The organism is Legionella sp. PC1000 (genome assembly GCF_014109805.1).
Taxonomy (GTDB): Bacteria; Pseudomonadota; Gammaproteobacteria; order Legionellales; family Legionellaceae; genus Legionella; species Legionella resiliens.
On sequence record NZ_CP059400.1, the window covers coordinates 1,879,490 to 1,897,645 of the forward strand.

The following is an 18,156-nucleotide window of genomic DNA, read 5'->3' on the forward strand; positions in this document are numbered from 1 at the left end:
ATTATCATTCAATATGAACTTATAATGTACTATAATTATATAAAGTTTTTCGGACCTTATCTTCAAACAGAGGTAAAGTTGATGAAAAAAAATATAATGAGTTGTATCTATTCAGTTCTTATTTTTTTATTCTTTATCTTTGGTCCTGCCTATGCTGAAGATGGAGGCGAACCCCCTCGGGTTGCTCGATTAAGTTCTATCAATGGCTCTGCAAGTTTGCTGCCCGGAGGGGAAACCCAATGGGTAAAAGGCCTTGTCAACCGTCCATTAATCCCCGGTGATCGCATATGGTCAAGTAATAAATCATTTCTCGAATTACAGCTGGGTTCTACAACGGTGCGTATGGGTAATCAAACCAGCCTTAAAATTCTAAACCTTAACCAAAAAATTTCCCAATTACAACTTTCCAGTGGGACCTTAATTGTCAAAGTAACCCGTTTGAATCCTGGGCAAACAATTGAAATCAGTACGCCCACTCTTGCTTTTATAGTAACAAAGCCAGGTTATTATCGAATTTTTGTCAACAATCAAGCAAAAATAACACTCATAAGTGTAATAAAAGGAAGAGGAAAGGTGTATGGTCCAAAAGTTTCTTATATTGTTAATCAAGGAAAATCCTACCCTTTTGGAGTAAATCTCAAACTATTTAAACCCACTGGTATCCCTGCGCCTGATAGTTTTGAGCGTTGGAGCCGTATGCGAGATCGTATAGGAAAAGGTATTACCCAATATGTATCTACTGAAATGATTGGCGAAGAAGATCTTCAACTCTATGGAAGTTGGAAAAAAACCCCTAAATATGGTCATGTATGGATACCTAATAAGGTGAACCCAAATTGGGCCCCTTATCGTACAGGTAAGTGGTTGTGGGTGCGCCAATGGGGTTGGACCTGGGTGGATGAAGAGCCCTGGGGATTTGCTCCATTCCATTATGGTAGATGGGCTTATCTTGAAAGAAGGTGGAGTTGGGTCCCTGGACCAAGATATGCCCGACCTGTTTATGCACCTGCATTGGTGGCATTTGTAGGAGGTAACAATTTTAACCTGAGACTGAGTACTGGGGTACCAGGAATAGCTTGGTTTCCTCTAGCCCCAGGAGAAATCTATATTCCTCCAGCCCACCTGGGACGTAATTATTTCATCAATGTCAATACAAGTAATACCCAGATTAATAATACCTACGTAAATAATATTTTCATTAATAGAAATACCAATATCTTCTATCAAAATGTAAATGTAGCACCCGCAATAACTGCGGTGCCAACGCAAACATTTGTTAATTCGCAACCAGTTAACCAGGCAGTGGTAAATGTCCCTTCTCAAATAATACAACAAGCGCCTAAAACCCCTATTGCAGCGATCGCGCCTGACACTGCCAGCGTATTAGGAGGAAGTTCTGCGCAGTCTCAACCGCCAAAAGAAATTTTAGAGCAAACGGGAGTAGTAACTGTTGCTCCTCCAACACCTCCTGTACCTTTTTCTGAAGAGAAAAAACTACTGGAAAAAAATCCCGGATCTCCTTTATCTACACAGGAAACACAATCTTTAAAACCATTGCCAACTGAATCAGCCGAAAAATTAGATGTAGTTAATCCAACACAAACGTCTACTCCCATTACTGAAAAAATTATCGATCAAGCCCCAGTACCTGATCCAGAATTGATTAAACCTCAGGAACAAACACAACCTCAGGAACCAACGCAGCCGCAGGAACCAACGCAACCTGCTCAGGAACCAACGCAACCTGCTCAGGAACCAACGCAGCCTGCTCAGGAACCAACGCAGCCTGCTCAGGAACCAACACAGCCTCAGGAACCTACGCAACCCCAGGAACCTACGCAACCCCAGGAACCTACGCAACCCCAGGAACCTACGCAACCCCAGGAACCTACGCAACCCCAGGAACAAATACAACCTCAGGAACAAATACAACCTCAGGAACAAATACAACCTCAGGAACAAATACAACCTCAGGAACAAATACAACCTCAGGAACAAATACAACCTCAGGAACAAATACAACCTCAGGAACAAATACAACCTCAGGAACCAACACAGCCTCAGGAACCAACACAGCCTCAGGAACCAACGCAACCCCAGGAACCAACGCAACCCCAGGAACCAACGCAACCCCAGGAACAAATACAACCTCAGGAACCAACGCAGCCTCAGGAGCCAACGCTGTCTCAGGAGCCAACGCAACCCCAGGAACCAACGCAACCCCAGGAACAAATACAACCTCAGGAACCAACGCAACCCCAGGAACAAATACAACCTCAGGCACCAACACAGCCCCAGGAGCAAATACAACCTCAGGTACCACCACAACCCCAGGAACCAATACAACCTCAGATACAAACACAGCCCCAGGAGCAAATACAACCTCAGGCACCAACACAGCCCCAGGAACCAATACAACCTCAGATACAAACACAGCCCCAGGAACCAACACAACCTCAGATACAACTACAGCCTCAGGCGCCATCGATACAACCGCAGATGCCCATCCAATCCCAGGAACCCATGTCACTTCAAGCTCCTGGACAACCACAAGAATCAATGCAACCCCAGTCTCCATGACAACCATAAGTTTATAAAATTACATAGAAGATACTTCATTAGTTAAAATCCAAAATTTATTCATTTCGACGCATATTTGAACTATAATCCAGCTATATGTAGCAATTAATATTTGATTATGCCAAATCCAGCTTTTGAATTTTTGCGTGCGATGGGTGTTGATCCACTGGAACAGCCAATTCATTTACCTTTTAGGTTAAGAAAAGAGTTTCATAATGCTTCTGAATATTTTAGAAACAATCAAGATGTTTTTAAATTAGGAAGAACAGATAAAGTAAAATTCAGAGAAAGATATGCTATTAAACATGGGGCGCAAGCAAAGCCTCCTGAGACAGAGCATAGTTTTTTTAATTTTAATGGTAAATTGGTTTGTACTCTACCTGGGGCGGAAGGAACTATTGGTTCAGGTAATTATGGCAAGGGGCGTCTTGCAATGGACGAATATGGACATGTTTTTTTAATTAAAGTTGAGAAAAAGTCTATTATTCGTAGACGCACTAAAATTAAAGAAGAATTAGGAGCAGAAGACGTTCCGCAAGATTCAATGGAGGAGGAAATATCGATTGGGAAGGATGTTAGGCTAATCATTGCCTCAAGTCAAAAAGGAGGAGAAAGTACGGAATACAATGAGCCAGGTATTCCAGAACAAACTTATGTATTAATGGAGTTCAGGGGGGATAGTGTCAAGAAAAAAATCATAAAATCCGATTTAACTCCAGAGCAAAGATTGGACATGGCGATTCAGGCAGCTTGGCAATGTCATTTATTGCATCAAGGTTATCTATCGCGATCAGGGATCCCCTATGTACATGGTGATTTAAAACCCGATCAGCTCGTCATTGATGCTCAAAATCAATTATCCTTGGTCGATTTTGGTTGTGCAAATAACAGATTAGAGGAAAAGCACGGAAATGATTCAGGGTCATTTGACTATTTATCACCATCCTGCAGAAACTATACTCGAAGGGAAGTAGATAATTTTGCCCTGCTTAGAACAATTTATATGCCCCAGATGTTTAATGATAGACTTGGGAATCCCAAACAAAGAAAAGAAGCATTTAATTCAGATAATATTTCTCTATTAGACGATGAATGTATTGAACAATTTCGGCTTAGAGAATGGTTTGATACATCCAATGGTAAATTACCTAAAGACAGCAGTCCTGAGCAAATAGCATTTTTATTAATTTTAACTCGGCTTCAATGCAAACAACTTTTTGAAGACTATAAGAACAACCAAGAAGCAATTTCTGCTTTGAATATTGTCTACCAATCCGGATACATTTCCACTCAAGAATTTAATGCTGAATCATTTTTAACTAATGAGATGGCAATAAGCTGCTTGGCGGAGCTCGCCCCAATCATGCATTTAATCGATAAGGATGCTCAATTAAAGCTTGTTGAGCAAATACTGAGTCCAAATCTTAATTTAAATACATCAGAGCAACATCCGTTATTAGCTTATTTGCAATGTGACTCCCAAACAAGACATTTGATTGCACCTGTTTTAAGCATGGCAATTAAAGAGGATATTGGCCTGAATCAGATCTTTGATAATATTGAATTTATAAAAGCTATATCTCCTCTTATTCGAGAGAATCCCAAAACTATTGTTTTTAGACCTGGAGAAAATATAGTGGAGCGATTATGTCAGGAATATAAAGAGGAACTTGGCAAGAATCTTTCTCTTTTTTTCACAGCTAAAAAATCGCTAACTCCAGAAAAATTTAAAGAAATTTTTAATACTCGGGATGTGATGGATGCATTAAAATATGAGGTTCAGGAACATAAAGAAAAATACTCTAAGAAAGGACAGGGATTTTTTGGTCGAAAAAACAATGATGGGATCAATAAATTAAATCGATTAGATAGCAGTGATGAAAGTACTTATAGTAAGTTTGCAAATAAGATTGAAGGAATCAGCCCTGATGGTGCACTACCTTTTTTCCGTTCACGAGATCCTGAAATCCAAAAATTTTATTGTATTGCCCATGTTCTCTTAAGTACTGTAGGTTATATTCAAGAAAATAAGCAAATTATGCAAAAACAAAGTGACTTATTCCAACCAGGGTAGATCCTAGCCCATAACTGCTTAAAACGGCAGGGGCACAGTTTATGATACAGAATAAACACTTTTGTGATATTCGTGTTTAATTTCTTTAATTTTGGCCATGTGATATTTGTTTCTGAGAGGCAAGCTCATCCAGAACCTGTTGTATCTGCGGTTCTTTATTTAAATTTGCTACAATACTTGCAAAGGTTGTTGACGTAGAACTATTAAATACCGCTCGTAATGCAAGCACATGACTGTTTTCATCTGGAGCCGGTTCCATTTTAGAAATACGTTTAATTTCTATTATATTTTTTACAATATTTAATTCGTTATTATAATCTATCTGTCTAAGAATACTTATTATCTCTTTAATATAACGAGGAGGAGAGTCCTCTGTATTGCGAAATAAAGAATTTGATAATAGATGGAAAACTGTATTTATATTAGTCTGTCGATCTAACGGGTCAATTCTCATAACATTCAGATGCGCTCTTGAAGTAAAGGCGGAACTTTCATCAGAGGTTGATTGATTTAGGCTTTTTATATATTTTAAACCGTCAAGAAAAGCAACATGAGTTGCATTATAAAGCTTCATTGCCTTATTTAATTTAGCGCAAAGCTCCTGAGCAGTGAGATTTAGCTGTTCTCCTTTATTTGGATCAAAAAATGAATCATATTATCCGGATTCTTCTTTATGAAGTTGGAGTGTCCATCCATTTTCTCAGTGATTTAGTAAAAGCCATAAATTTTATATAACAGCTATCTCCAGTTCATCTAGTTGTTCTGTAAATAAGGTGGAATCTAATGGTGATAATAATATCGTTTTATAAGAGAATCAAAAAGCATTATTTGCGCAGTAAGAATAGAGTATTCCGGGTATTAATATAGTCTATATTTAGTATAGAATATAAGAATCAAGAATTTTTTGATTGACGTGGTAAAGATCCTGAACTATCAATCACACATTGTGAACCTATCTTAAAAGAGCAAATGCAAGATTAATCTCAGATTGACAATCCACTGTAATTTATTAATTACTTCTGTAAATTTAGGCTTTTTAAGCTCATAAGCAATATATTAAGGTTTACAAAACTTACACATAAATCTATATATTTAAAAGGCCCTATTAAAAAATACTCACATGAACCTGTTATCTTGCTTAAAAGGTTTTATTGCTACGATTGAGTCTAAAAGCTTTTCGAAGGCAGCGCAAAGGTTGTATATCTCTCCATCCAAACTAAGCAAACAAATCACGTGGTTGGAGCAAGAGTTAAAAGTAGTTCTTTTTATACGCTCCTCAAAAAGATTAATTATTACCGAACCTGGGCAAATATTGTATGAAAAAAGTCTGGAGCTTTTTGAGCAATTAGAAAGGGTTAAACTGATTGCCAATCCTGAAACAATCGAATTTAAAGGTGTTATTAAACTCTATCTTATTGTTCCTCCGGCAACACCTTATTTAACTTCATTGTGTATTGAATTCATGCAGAAATATCCTCAGATTGAAATGGATATTGTAGTGGGGGCTGACACTAAAGATATCTTTTCCGCTACTTTTGACTTAGCAATCTCATTTGATGAAATCAAACATCCAAAACTTGTTTGTAACAAATTATTTTCAGTTCATCGAAATGTATTTGTTTCTCCTGCTTATATTGCTCAGTATGGCCAACCTCAGACAATTGATGAGTTACGCAACCATCAGTGTTTAATTAATACTCTTTATGGCCTGCAGAACAAATGGGTATTTAATCAAAGAATTATACACGTATCAGGACCTTTTAAGAGCAATAGTGCTTACGCTTTAAAACAAGCCGCTGTCGCAGGGATAGGGATTTTATGGGCTCCTTATTTTTCCGTACATGAAGAAATTAAAAAGGGGGAGTTAGTGCAAATATTACCTCAAGATGGATCACCAGAAATTAGCCTTTACTCAATTTATCCTATACACCTGGTTAATGAGCGTAAAGTGAATTTACTGTTAAATTTTCTTTGTGAGAAAGAGACGCTAGAAGAAATGTCCCTGTCACTAAATACGATACAATGAATTTTTAAAGTTAAAAAGAAAACAGCTGTTTTTATTCAGAGCTATATTAAAACAACTGTTTTGATGAAATTAAATATTTAGTGAAAATTAGTTTTTCTTTTCAATACCCCTGATGACGTCACCTAAAAAACTATATTTAATTGTTGAAATTTCTGTTTCAATAGCGAGTGCCAATTTATATAATGCATCATTAACCGCTTCCATCAGCAATTTACACGTATTAATTCTATTATCCCAATCTCCATAAGAAGCCTCGATATGAAGTTCCAACAAATTATGATTTCCATCCACTTTAGCTTTTGCAAATCCATTTGTTGAAAATCCTTCAACAACCAGGAGCTCAAGTTCCTCTAATTTTGCAGCTATTGCTGCTTCCATTCGAGCACTTTTTATTCTGATATTTTTTGCTGTTTGAGCACCTAGCGTTTTCATAATATTTTCATCAACTAACATTTCTTTTGGGTTGTTCATTTTAAGTACTCCTATGATAACAGGGATAATTTCCGAGAAAAGACCATTATAAATGGGTGGCAGTACGCAATATTTGTTCGTCTGTTTCACGCTCTAATAGGTCATATTTACTCATAATTTTGGGCAGCACAGAGGTCATTTGTGCATTTACTACTGCATTATTGCTGACTCCACGAGCGAAATTATCTGTCGAAAATTTTGATGCTACATTTGCTATTGCTTGTATATCCAATTTCTTTCTTTCTTCATCACAATCTCGTTGGTCAATAATAGTCGCTAAAACTCCCAGACCATAAATGGACGCAGAATAGCAATTTGAAGTATACATAGTGCAGTGTTGAGCCTCACAAATTGTTTTATTAATATCGCTGATTAACTCTTTAGCTTCTTTACCCGATATTACTACAGCATTCGAATTGGCCGGCCTGTGTTCAGAAACAGCTCTCAATGCGAATGAAGAGTGATAAAAAGGAGACCGTTCATCAGTCGTAGTAGCAAACGCTTGCTTTCTTGCAAAACTTATCTCATATCGCTGCTCATCCGGGATTTCTTTAAGCTCAATATCAATCATTTGCTCCGGTTGAATAATAACTCTCGGGTCGTTAGAGTTGTGACTTAATGGTTCTGTAATAAAAGGGCTAGATTTAAGTAAGTCATAATGACTTTCATTATCTAAATGCGTTCCAATTTTTGCTATACTTATAGAACTAATTTTAATTTGTTCTAAAATATAATTTTTTGACGATTTATGATCATCACGGACATATCCAGGACTTTGACGGCCAAATATCAAATATTCTTTATGTTCGGCTTGTACCAGAGGTCTTTCTGAAGACGCTTCAGTTGTTGAAAGGGAAGCCATTTCTTTACTAAATTGTTCATATTGATACGTTTCTACAATCAAGTATCCTCCAACAGCACCGGCTGTCATCAATCTACTTTTAGCAAACATACCACCATTAGTTGAAACACGAGACCACATAATTTTCTCCTACAAATGTAATGTTTTTTTAGTGTAAAACTTGAACATTAAGGGATTATTATTTAAATATTAAATAAATATTAAGCAATCAAATGGGTTTCTACATAAATTCAATGTAATCATGAGGTTAGAGCGACATCTCAAGTTAAATTCTATTTTGGAAAGAGTGATTTTCCTAAATAAGATATTTTCAGATTTTTATCAATATAATCATAAGCTTATAGAAGATCCTCCATCAGATTTCCATTTTGGAAACAATGACTTTTCGTTTTAGGTTTCGTCAAAAGGAGAAGAGTTGATCTATTGGAAATGTGGTCTAAAACTGCAAATAAGGTAAAATAAAAACAATCAAAGAGTTATTTTTAAGTTAAAACTTATATGAGCTAAATTCAGAAGGGAATTTGAAGATTTTGCATTTCTTTATAATTGGTTGTTAGCTTTCTCCATACTGTGTCAGAATGTTCAACCGATTTTCGTGTGACAATTAATAAAAAGTTATAATGAGCCAATTAATAAATAAATCATTAATGTTAAAATTTGTAATGTTATATTTGTTTTCACCTATTGATGATAAAATGATAGAGGTATTTAAAGCGTTTTTAGATCTCAATCATAATCAATCTAATTTCATTTATACTTTGAAAATGTTTCAAAAAGAAATTCATTCTATCCCTCATAACAATCGTTATAAAAGAAAAAATTTGTTCTTTTGCTATATGGTTCAAGAATCACCGCATTTTAAAAAACTAAATGCACTTTTCGACTTTTATATAGCACCTCCCGCAAATAAAGCGACTTGGTCTGAAAACTTATCTTACTTTTATCATCGTACTAGCCTTCATTTATGGAAAAATTATAAAAAATATATTGGTGGTATCTGCTTATTAGGAAGTGCTTACTTGATAGCACCACTATTCAGGGCAGAATATAATTGTAGTAATCCCTACCAATTTAAAAACTTGACCCATAATGGATTATGTTTAAATCCTAATGAGTTTATCTTAAATAATTCGTTAACTATATACGGCTCGAGCAATCATTTTTTTACAGAATTACTATGCAGCAATTGTGATGAGGGAAATTTTTACTTTGATAGGCATAGTATATATGGTCCGATTATAGGAACGCTCAGAGATGACTATAAGACAACAAAGCATTACCGCGGAAAATTTTTCAAAAAATTGATTTCTGATGAAGAAGCAGTTAATGTCTTAAAACAAATCCGCAGTATTTACTCTCAAATCGAAAAGGGAGAAATATCTTACTCTTTATTCACTTTTTCATGCATGGATTTTTCCCAAATTATTTATCAAGCAGCTGGTGGAAAAGAAAATTTATATAAAGAGTTCACGCAACAACGTCTCTCAGGATTAACAGGAGCATGGGCTACCTTAAGATATAATCGCTTCCATTATAACTATTGGTTATCCGCATTAGCTGTGCTTTGGCAAATGCCCTCTATCCAGGAAGAGATAGATCAATTTGAAGAACAACTTATACCTTGTATAGATAAAACAGATACAGATGAAATCATGTACTGCCATCAAACTCCATCCGGAGAAAAATATCCTGAAGGCTATCAGCCAAGCTATCAACCAACTGCTGAATTTCAAGAGGGAAATTTGAATTATCTATGCCGGCCATAAAAATAAGTTAGACTATATAGTCTTCCCTGGTTTGTTGTCACCTTGTTAATTACAATCTTTAACAATCAAAAATGCATCATAAAAAAAAACAGCTTAAAACGGGAGTGTATTGTCACAGGTATTCCGGTGTAAGAATAAAATTTTCATTATAAAATCATCAAGTCGTATCCTGTTTATACTCACGCTTACCTATCCAAAAAATTACTTAGTGCCCTCTTAATGCTCACTTAATCTATATATTGTACTATATGATCTCTTTAATTATTTCATAGGGTGCTTAATGCTAGTAAAGGTGGACAAAATATCATATGAAGGTCGATTCTTTGTGCCAACAGTGGAATTAAAAGAAAGAATAAAATCAAAACACGAAGTTAGCCCGGAAGATTTTACGATAATAGCTTACTCAAGTTCTGGTGGCAGTGAAGATGGTATAGATTTATTAGAACAAACTACGACTGCCTTTCCCAAAGAAATGGTTAGAAATTTAGTATGTTTGTATCCTGGACGACTTGTTGAACATGAGATACTTGCTCAGTTACAAGCGACCATGAAATTGGATAAGCATGTTGATGATGAGATGGATACATTCGGGCATGCTTTTACCCTGGTACAAAAAACACTAGAAGGGGATTTGTTTGAGGGAATGGTGTCTAAGATCAGTTTAATGCATGCCAATACCAAAATTGATATTATCGAATTTTTCAATGACTTAGATAATGGTAAAACAAAAAAGGTGTATCCTTTTTCCTCTGAGGAGTTAGGAACTCTAGGATCATTTTATGCGTCGATTTCAGGAAAAGAGCCATGGAGTTCTAATAAAGAATTACTTAAAGCGGTATGCGTCCAGCGAGCCATGGCATTGATTTATACTCAGAGAGCACGAGCAATAATTGAACCTGTGGTGACAGGATCTATAAATGAGCTTTGTAAACAACGTACTCTTGAACGATTAGAGTATGTTGAAAAAGAACGATCTGTAGCCATATTTACTACTGGAGGTGTTGCTTCCGGAAAAGGGAGTTGTCTTAAACTCGTTTCAAAAGTTATTGGACAATATAAACCCGAACCTGTTGAATGGAATCAACTTGTTCATCATAATGCTGATAGGCTTAAGCCTTTTCTACAAAAACCAGAAGTACATCCACTGAAATACTCTCAATTTACTTATGAAGAAGCCTTGTTAGTTAAAGAAAGGGTAATGCAAGTTATTGCAAAAAACAGCAATGAATTAAGTGGAGAGAGATACCCCAGTTTTCTCCATGACCAAACCAAATTAAAACCTGATGAGCTTCGAGAAGCGAATCACCGCTATGGTGAAGTAGATATTGTTGCGATCTCTACGGATGTAGCTGCTGCTATCGAGCGAGCATATGGACGAGGGAAAACAACACAACGATATGAACATACAGAAGGTTTACTTGGATCGCATCAAGCAGTACCTGGAGAAATGATGAAATCGTTAAATCAAAAGGAATTAATAGGTTCTAATGTATCTGTGGCGATGTTTGATAATAATAGTCCCACAAGAGAATTGACCATGTTTGCTTCAGTTAATATGAAAACGAAAGAGATTATTATTTATAACGAGGAAATGATGGAAAATTGGATTAAGAAAGAAAATATTAATCCTAAAGCAAAGTCAGGGGAATCTTTATATTTAGAAAAGCCTGTTCGCTCAATTACCGAATATTTTGCGCCTTTGATTGAGAATGGGTTCGAACTTGAGTATCCGGGGGAAGAGGCTACTATGACATTTAAAGTATAATTAAATTACCCATATTTGTTAAATTTAATATATCGTGGTTTAATGTTTATAATTTAATCACAAGGAGTAAACATGATGATGAAAAAGACTGACGGTGTAAAAAAACCTGGCGATGTTTCAAAAAAATGGTCTTTTTTAGATACGTCTAAACGAGTTTTGGATGAAGACAAAAGTTTAAAGAACTCAGAAGAAAAAGAAACAGTTAAGGATAAGGAAGAAACTATCAATAGTTTAGATAATATGGCTGAAGCGGAGCCAGATATAAATCAGCTTTTTAAACATAAATAGTTTGGATATAAGAGGCAATGCTCTTCGCTCTGCATTTTGGCGAACCTCTTTCGGTTCGAACATTTCCGTGCCAAAGACATGGGATGCTTTGGCAGCTATTTCGGAGTGACTCTGCTTTATGTGATTTTCATTCAGAAATGGAGCGCTAGAATAAAGCAAGCAAATGGTTACTTTTATATTATTAGCCGCTTTACTTTGACTTAGTATGACTGACGCCATCTTCACAAGTACACGTTCCGCTTTTTGTGGAGATATCAATGATGCAAGATTTCATCCCCTGATGGGCTTGACAAAAGCGGCCACAATTTCCTTGCTGAGTGGCATTGCACATTTTCGTTTCATCTGCTAAGGCTAAAAAAGGACTCAAATACAAGGCGAAACCAAACAAAGCAAGTACCGGTTTAATAAACATTTTTTCCTCCTGGCTGAATATTAATCACCATTATTATAGCAAGCATATCAATTTTAGCTTGATTGATCAGCAGCGAAATCAAGGTTATTTTTTAAATCCATGAGACTAATACTGATCAATCTTCGGAAGAACAGTAAGCTGGTTAATTAACGAAGAAAGTGTAGCCTTGATGAAGCAATATCTATTTAACATTTTATCTATGAGGCTCTAATATTTTTAAGAATTATTTTTCAGAATTAAGCTTTGTCAAGAACTTGACTCAAGGCATTATCTTTATGAGTATCATTATCAGCCGTAAAAATTCCTGTGGTTGCCATTTGAGATGCCTAATCATTCAATAAAGGAAGTACTATGCATATTGTCTTTTGGTTTTTATTCTTTGGGGCTACTTTAGTAGCCTTCGCCTCCTCGTCTAATATTCCTGATAGTTCACAAGATAGAATTGTATCCTTACCAGGCTTTGGTAGGCTTAAGAATTTAGAGTATGCAGGCTATCTTCCTCTTTCGACTTCTGTTTGTTTAAAGCAAAAATGTAATACACAAGGTAATTTATTCTATTGGTATGTTGAAAATCGAGAGCATTATACGAATGCTCCTTTGGTGTTATGGTTAAATGGTGGTCCCGGATTCGCGTCAATGTATGGTTTTTTTATGGAAAACGGGCCTTATGCAATTAATCAAGATGGGACTTTGTCAGAACGTCATTATTCTTGGAGCCGAAAAGCCAATTATTTAGTAATTGATCAACCAGCTGGGGTTGGATTTTCTTATGGGGAACATAATACATTCTCAAATGAGTCAGAAGCAATAGATCAATTATATGTTGCACTTAAGACTTTTTTTCAGCAGCATCCGGAGCTAGAGTCGAAACCATTTTATTTGGCTGGTGAATCTTATGCTGGAAAATATTTACCTCAATTAGCTATTCGAATTATTTCTGAAACAGGGACTACTCCCAAAATTAATTTAAAAGGACTGTTAATTGGTGATGCCTGGGTTAATCCTCGTCTGCAACAACGTGCAAATGCTGATTTTGCTTATTCACATGGTCTTATTGATCATCAAGTTCGAGACAAAGTATTAAAATTATATTATTTATGTACTAAAGAGATAGACAAAACAATCCCATCAAGTCGCAAAGCAAACCAGGTTTGTAAAAAAATGCAGGAATTAATAGAGAAAGAAAGTGGCGGACTTAATATGGCAAATATTGCCAAAGGTACAGAACCTGATGATACACCCATGATTAATTATTTAAATAAATCTGAAGTTCGTCAAGCTTTGCATATAGATAAGCGTATTCCACAATTTAACAATTTTAGTAAACAAGTAGCTCGTCGGCTTGAAATTGGTGAACAGGATTCTGTTGCCGATTTATATCCTAAAATCCTTGCAGCAGATATTCGAGTATTGATTTATAATGGTCTGGAAGATGGAAAGGACTCAAACTTTATGAGCACTGAATTATGGCTATCCGCACTTAAATGGCCATTCAAAAATAAATTTGTTCATACAACTTCCTGTGTATGGCATACAGATGGCAAAGTAGCTGGTTATGCTAAAATGTCAGGTGGCCTAACCCAAGTTAAGATTCGAAATGCAGGACATCTTGCCCCTATAGATCAACCGGCAAGGTTATTTGACTTATTTAATCACTTTATTAGTAATAAACCGTTGTGCTAATCTTGGTTGAACCAGTCCTTTGAGATCTGCAGTTGTTTAAACCTATTGAACAAGACAACGCTCTGGTTTTTCATCCTGTAACGCCAATGTGGCAAAACCGCCGGATGCCTTTTCATGTTGAGTGTGTTTCTGTTTATCTTGATTGGATTTCGTATGTGATTCCTGAAGTTGTGATTGCACTTTGGACATGGTTTCTTTGATACGCTCTAGTGAAAGCTCATCGGTAGGGTCAACGAATAATCCGGCTCTCACATGACTAAAACAAGGATTAATCCCATGCTCAGCCCTTAGCTTATTCTCATTGATATTCCCGCGATCAATTGTCCATAGCTCTTCTATGCTTTTTGAGAACAATCTTTCTATATACATTTTTTCGCTGTCCAAAAAAGCCATTTTACGTCTATCTTTGCCTCTAAAAAAATGTAACGTATGTGTAAACTCATGTCCAATGGAGATAAATGGAGGTTTGAAAGCTAAACTTGTTTCTTTGCCAAACGTTAAAGCTTGGAATGTAAAGCGCGGGTCTTCCCAAAAATTAGGAGGATATAAAAGCTGCATTTGCTTCCATATCGTTCTGGGATAATTAAAAAATTTTAATACTGGCTTTGTAGTAGCATCAGTCATTGCCGCGGATTCACCAACACCTGAGGTTGCCACAGGAGTAACAGATAGCATAGGGGTATTTTTTTCTTCAACTGAAATGCGACAACCATGCTGATATGCAAGTTGGTTTAATTTGATGATCAATCTCTGTCCGGTAGGTTGAGATAATAGTTGACGCACAAATACCGCAATATGTTCTTTCTGTTTGCTTTTTTTATCAAATACCAAGAAATTATCCATAAAGTAATTATATTGCTCACGCAAATATTCTGCGGGATGTGATTGTTTATCTTTCGGGATTAATTCTATGTTGAACGCATGAAAATATAAAAGTGGGTTATGTAAATGTACATTATGTAGTGCATTGAGTTTTTGATTCAGCTGACTGACTTCTTGAAATAAATCTGTAAAAACAATACCTGTTTTTACGTCTTGGTTACTATCAAATAACGCTAAAGTTTGATCAATACGCCGGTAGATTAGATGCTCTAAATTATCAGCTTGTTGAATAATATCGTTACTCTGCATCCTGGACATATTAGAAAGAAAAACATCAACTTTTGCCGCCAGTTTTTTATTTTCTAACTGTTCTATCTGTAAATTTTTCGCGTACATTGCACATTTCCAAGGCATTATTATTTCATTTTATAACACAATTAGAGGGCGTTTGCCAATAAATAAGCAAGAAAACTGTATTCAGGGTAATGATATGTGCGCTCTTGCAAAATCTTCGATCTAAGTATTCTAATTTATTGTCCATAAAATACCTGGTCTGGTATATTTGTGTTTCTAGTGTTCAAATGCAAATCTTTTGTTCAATTAATGTATTAATTCATTTTACCCTTAAGTCCAGTTTTTAAAGGTTAACTATGAATTAAAATCCAAATAAATAAGCGAGGATCAAACATGAAACTGATGTCTGTTATTGGTATTAACCTTGGAATAACAAAATGGATAGTTAGTGAATCCAAATCTCCATTTGATGAAGAAGATACCCTGTGTGTTTATGAATGCACCAAACCAGAAGAGGCTGAGCAGATGATGGAAAATATAAAGTCAGCATTCGTAAAGGATTCTATGGATTTGGATATAGGAGAACAAGAATCTCCATTATTGGATTATTATCTAGAAACACATGGTAATTATGTTGTTGCATCAATGAAGTTTTTAGAGAGGTATTTCGACGGGAAAGTTGAGGAAGTTCATCAGGAAAACAAATTCAGAAATCAATTTTTCTTGATAGGCAAGTTAATGGAGGACGAGGATAAGAACTTACGTTCCCGTTTGATTGTAGTAAATACCAGTGAAAACTCAATAATAATTAAACATATAGTACCGGAACAAATAGAGGAACCAGATCTAATCGATTTTGCGGAAGAATACCTGGGTGTTACTTTATATACTAAGAGGAATAAGGGAAGTACTGCTCAAATAAAAGAAGCGTATAATTTTAATGGACTATTTTTACCTGATGATAATTTTAGTGTACTTTGGTTACCTGCCAAACCTTATCAAGGACACGCTATGTTTACTGCCTATGGATGTTCGAGTCATAGGGTGGCTAAAATACTGGAAACAAAAATTAGAGAGGATGAAAATAAGAAACAAAAAGTAACTCCACTGGTAAGTAATAGGGAACATATGACTATGGTGTGTGTTGGACCTATCTTACTGGCTTCAGGGGAGTATTTAGAACAAATTTATGGTAAACCAATTCATGTGCCTCTAGTCAATGATTTAGTAAAGCAAGGTCTTGCAGATAAACAGGCTAAACAACGAGCAACTGTAGTAGATAAAATTTATGCCGAATGGAATGAAAAAACTCAATTAAGGAGTCAGACTTATCCTTTAAAGCTACAAAGCAGAACAACTCCAACGTTCTTCGCGTCCCAATTGACTCCAACTGGAAAGCATAGAAATCTTCTATTCGCATCTTCATCGATTAATGGCGAAATGACTATTGTTCCAAAACCTGATCCTATGCCATATCCTGGCATTTCTACTGAGGAAAAAACTATTGTTCCCACGCCTGCTCCTCTACCGTATCCTTTTATGCATGGGAGTCAAAATTCTGTAACAACTCAGAAAATGGTTGCTCCAAGAGCTCAATCAATGTTTTTTGCTTCTCATTCAGACGAGCCTTTAAAAACGTTTACTGAAGAGGAGTATTTGGGGCTCTTCCAGTAATAAATTATAGATGTCGCAGCTCTATTAGAAAGAGCCCAATGGTTATGCCCTATGGAGTTCTTTCTAATTTTAATAAAACTTCTGGCGAAAGACATGGAATGACATGGCGGTTATTCGGAGTGATTCTCCTTTTATGATTTTTATTGGGAAATGGCGCTAGCTATTATTTAGTATTTAGAACAAAGAATTAAATTTAACAGCTCCCAAGATTCAGGAGAAGGATAGATTCGTTACTCACTTTGTTCGCCCTCACTTCTTAGCGGCTCGCTGAAGCGCGTCAAAAATACTCGCCACGCTTTGCGCTCTTCTAATGCGGCTTTGAGCAATTTATTTTTGTAATTTTTAAATAAAATTTTTAGAGGGCTTGTTACCTCGTTCCTTTTTCATTACTAAAGAGCAGGAATTTCACTAGGAGTGATATCGATTTAGGTCATCTCGATGTTATTTCAATCAGCAAGGATTTATATTATAGTCCAACTTTTTAATTTGATGAGTATCTATATTCAATTCTCTAAAGGCTCATCCTCTTAGTCCTTCGAATTCAACGAAATCTAAAGTAGAAGAGAATGTGGAGCTAAGTCCTCAATAATTAAGATTAAGAAAACTTTCAATTTAAGAGCAACCAACTTTGAAATTGTTGGTCAATGACCTGACGGACCGTCAGTTTTTCATTTTAAATTTCTCTACGTACCGCGCTTTATGCGCGGTAACCAGAACGATATTTTAAGATGCCGCTGAACATTTCCATAGAAAGATCCCCTAGATACCGCGCATAAAGCGCGGTACGTAGCCGAAAAAATTAGTGGGTTTCTCATCAAAAAACTGAGGATCCCTCAGGACGAATGAACCCAAAACTACTGTTAAGCTGCTCCGGTTGCTCCCAATATAAAATATTTCCTCGCTTTAGATGTGTATATAAATCAGATAAGTTGAATAAGTGAACCAATAGTACTTATTTTAAGCGCATCAGTGTCGTCTGAGAATACTCTTATTTTGAAACTAGTTTTTCCAAAAAGGAAATGGACAAAAAAAATAGCGCGTCCGGAAGCTAGATATTATTTAGTATTTTAGAACATAGAATTAAATTTAAATGCTCCCAAAATTCAGGTGAAGGAATAGTTCGTCGCTTACTTTATTCGTTTTTCATCGCTTTGCGCTCTTCATTTGGCCTTTTGTCGTCGTGACCCAGTAACGAAGTATCTACCTTTTTCTAAAATGAATAATCTTCTTATTTTATAAGAAGCAGACATAATCCTGCGTAATTATTACTTCCAGAAATAAATCCTATTTCGCGACAGTGTCAAGTTACCCACAAATTCTGGGGATAAACCTGTGGAGAATCAAGGATAAAGAAGATTGGTTACTTATTATTTAACCAATGATGAATTTCTTGTATGCTTTCATCAATAACAACTATGGCTTCAATTTTGGCCATGCTA

13 protein-coding genes are annotated in these 18,156 nt (G+C 36.0%); 8 read left to right on the forward strand and 5 right to left on the reverse strand.

Going from position 1 to position 18,156, the window contains the following annotated elements:
* Positions 1-81: 81 nt before the first annotated feature.
* The gene (locus tag FOLKNPGA_RS08210) at positions 82-2,580 is read left to right on the forward strand and encodes a DUF6600 domain-containing protein (protein ID WP_182352575.1); all 2,499 of its coding nucleotides are present in this window, start codon (positions 82-84) and stop codon (positions 2,578-2,580) included.
* A 118-nt stretch (positions 2,581-2,698) separates the two neighbouring features.
* Complete coding sequence (locus FOLKNPGA_RS08215) at positions 2,699-4,654, forward strand: hypothetical protein (protein ID WP_182352576.1); 1,956 nt, start codon at positions 2,699-2,701, stop codon at positions 4,652-4,654.
* Between the two features lie 85 nt (positions 4,655-4,739).
* Here FOLKNPGA_RS08215 and FOLKNPGA_RS08220 read toward each other — a convergent pair whose 3' ends face one another.
* Positions 4,740-5,228: a hypothetical protein gene (locus FOLKNPGA_RS08220; RefSeq protein WP_182352577.1), complete on the reverse strand. Its 489-nt coding sequence runs from the start codon at positions 5,226-5,228 to the stop codon at positions 4,740-4,742.
* Between the two features lie 546 nt (positions 5,229-5,774).
* Here FOLKNPGA_RS08220 and FOLKNPGA_RS08225 point away from each other — a divergent pair.
* The gene (locus FOLKNPGA_RS08225; RefSeq protein WP_182352578.1) at positions 5,775-6,680 is read left to right on the forward strand and encodes a LysR family transcriptional regulator; all 906 of its coding nucleotides are present in this window, start codon (positions 5,775-5,777) and stop codon (positions 6,678-6,680) included.
* Positions 6,681-6,767: 87 nt separating this feature from the next.
* Here the strand turns inward: FOLKNPGA_RS08225 and FOLKNPGA_RS08230 are convergent, their stop codons facing one another.
* On the reverse strand, positions 6,768-7,151 hold the full coding sequence (locus FOLKNPGA_RS08230; RefSeq protein WP_182352579.1) for a YbaB/EbfC family nucleoid-associated protein: 384 nt from the start codon (positions 7,149-7,151) through the stop codon (positions 6,768-6,770).
* A gap of 46 nt (positions 7,152-7,197) precedes the next feature.
* A complete protein-coding gene (locus FOLKNPGA_RS08235) occupies positions 7,198-8,133 on the reverse strand; it encodes a hypothetical protein (RefSeq protein ID WP_182352580.1) in 936 nt (311 codons plus the stop codon).
* A gap of 500 nt (positions 8,134-8,633) precedes the next feature.
* On the opposite strand from FOLKNPGA_RS08235, the gene FOLKNPGA_RS08240 reads away from it, so the two are divergent.
* From FOLKNPGA_RS08240 to FOLKNPGA_RS08250, 3 genes are all read left to right on the forward strand, one after another.
* Positions 8,634-9,779 carry a hypothetical protein gene (locus FOLKNPGA_RS08240; protein ID WP_182352581.1) on the forward strand — a complete coding sequence of 382 codons (1,146 nt, stop codon included), beginning with the start codon at positions 8,634-8,636 and terminating at the stop codon, positions 9,777-9,779.
* Positions 9,780-10,071: 292 nt separating this feature from the next.
* Positions 10,072-11,544, forward strand: a complete 1,473-nt coding sequence (locus FOLKNPGA_RS08245; RefSeq protein WP_255466073.1) for a zeta toxin family protein — start codon at positions 10,072-10,074, stop codon at positions 11,542-11,544.
* A gap of 72 nt (positions 11,545-11,616) precedes the next feature.
* Positions 11,617-11,832, forward strand: a complete 216-nt coding sequence (locus tag FOLKNPGA_RS08250) for a hypothetical protein (protein ID WP_232890925.1) — start codon at positions 11,617-11,619, stop codon at positions 11,830-11,832.
* A gap of 190 nt (positions 11,833-12,022) precedes the next feature.
* Here the strand turns inward: FOLKNPGA_RS08250 and FOLKNPGA_RS08255 are convergent, their stop codons facing one another.
* The gene (locus FOLKNPGA_RS08255; RefSeq protein ID WP_182352582.1) at positions 12,023-12,244 is read right to left on the reverse strand and encodes a hypothetical protein; all 222 of its coding nucleotides are present in this window, start codon (positions 12,242-12,244) and stop codon (positions 12,023-12,025) included.
* A 351-nt stretch (positions 12,245-12,595) separates the two neighbouring features.
* Between FOLKNPGA_RS08255 and FOLKNPGA_RS08260 the strand changes: the two genes are divergently transcribed.
* Complete coding sequence (locus FOLKNPGA_RS08260; RefSeq protein ID WP_182352583.1) at positions 12,596-13,927, forward strand: S10 family peptidase; 1,332 nt, start codon at positions 12,596-12,598, stop codon at positions 13,925-13,927.
* A gap of 42 nt (positions 13,928-13,969) precedes the next feature.
* Here FOLKNPGA_RS08260 and FOLKNPGA_RS08265 read toward each other — a convergent pair whose 3' ends face one another.
* Positions 13,970-15,145, reverse strand: coding sequence for a hypothetical protein (locus tag FOLKNPGA_RS08265; protein ID WP_182352584.1), 1,176 nt, complete (start codon positions 15,143-15,145; stop codon positions 13,970-13,972).
* 291 nt (positions 15,146-15,436) lie between these two features.
* Between FOLKNPGA_RS08265 and FOLKNPGA_RS08270 the strand changes: the two genes are divergently transcribed.
* On the forward strand, positions 15,437-16,717 hold the full coding sequence (locus FOLKNPGA_RS08270) for a hypothetical protein (RefSeq protein ID WP_182352585.1): 1,281 nt from the start codon (positions 15,437-15,439) through the stop codon (positions 16,715-16,717).
* The last annotated feature ends 1,439 nt before the right edge of the window (positions 16,718-18,156 follow it).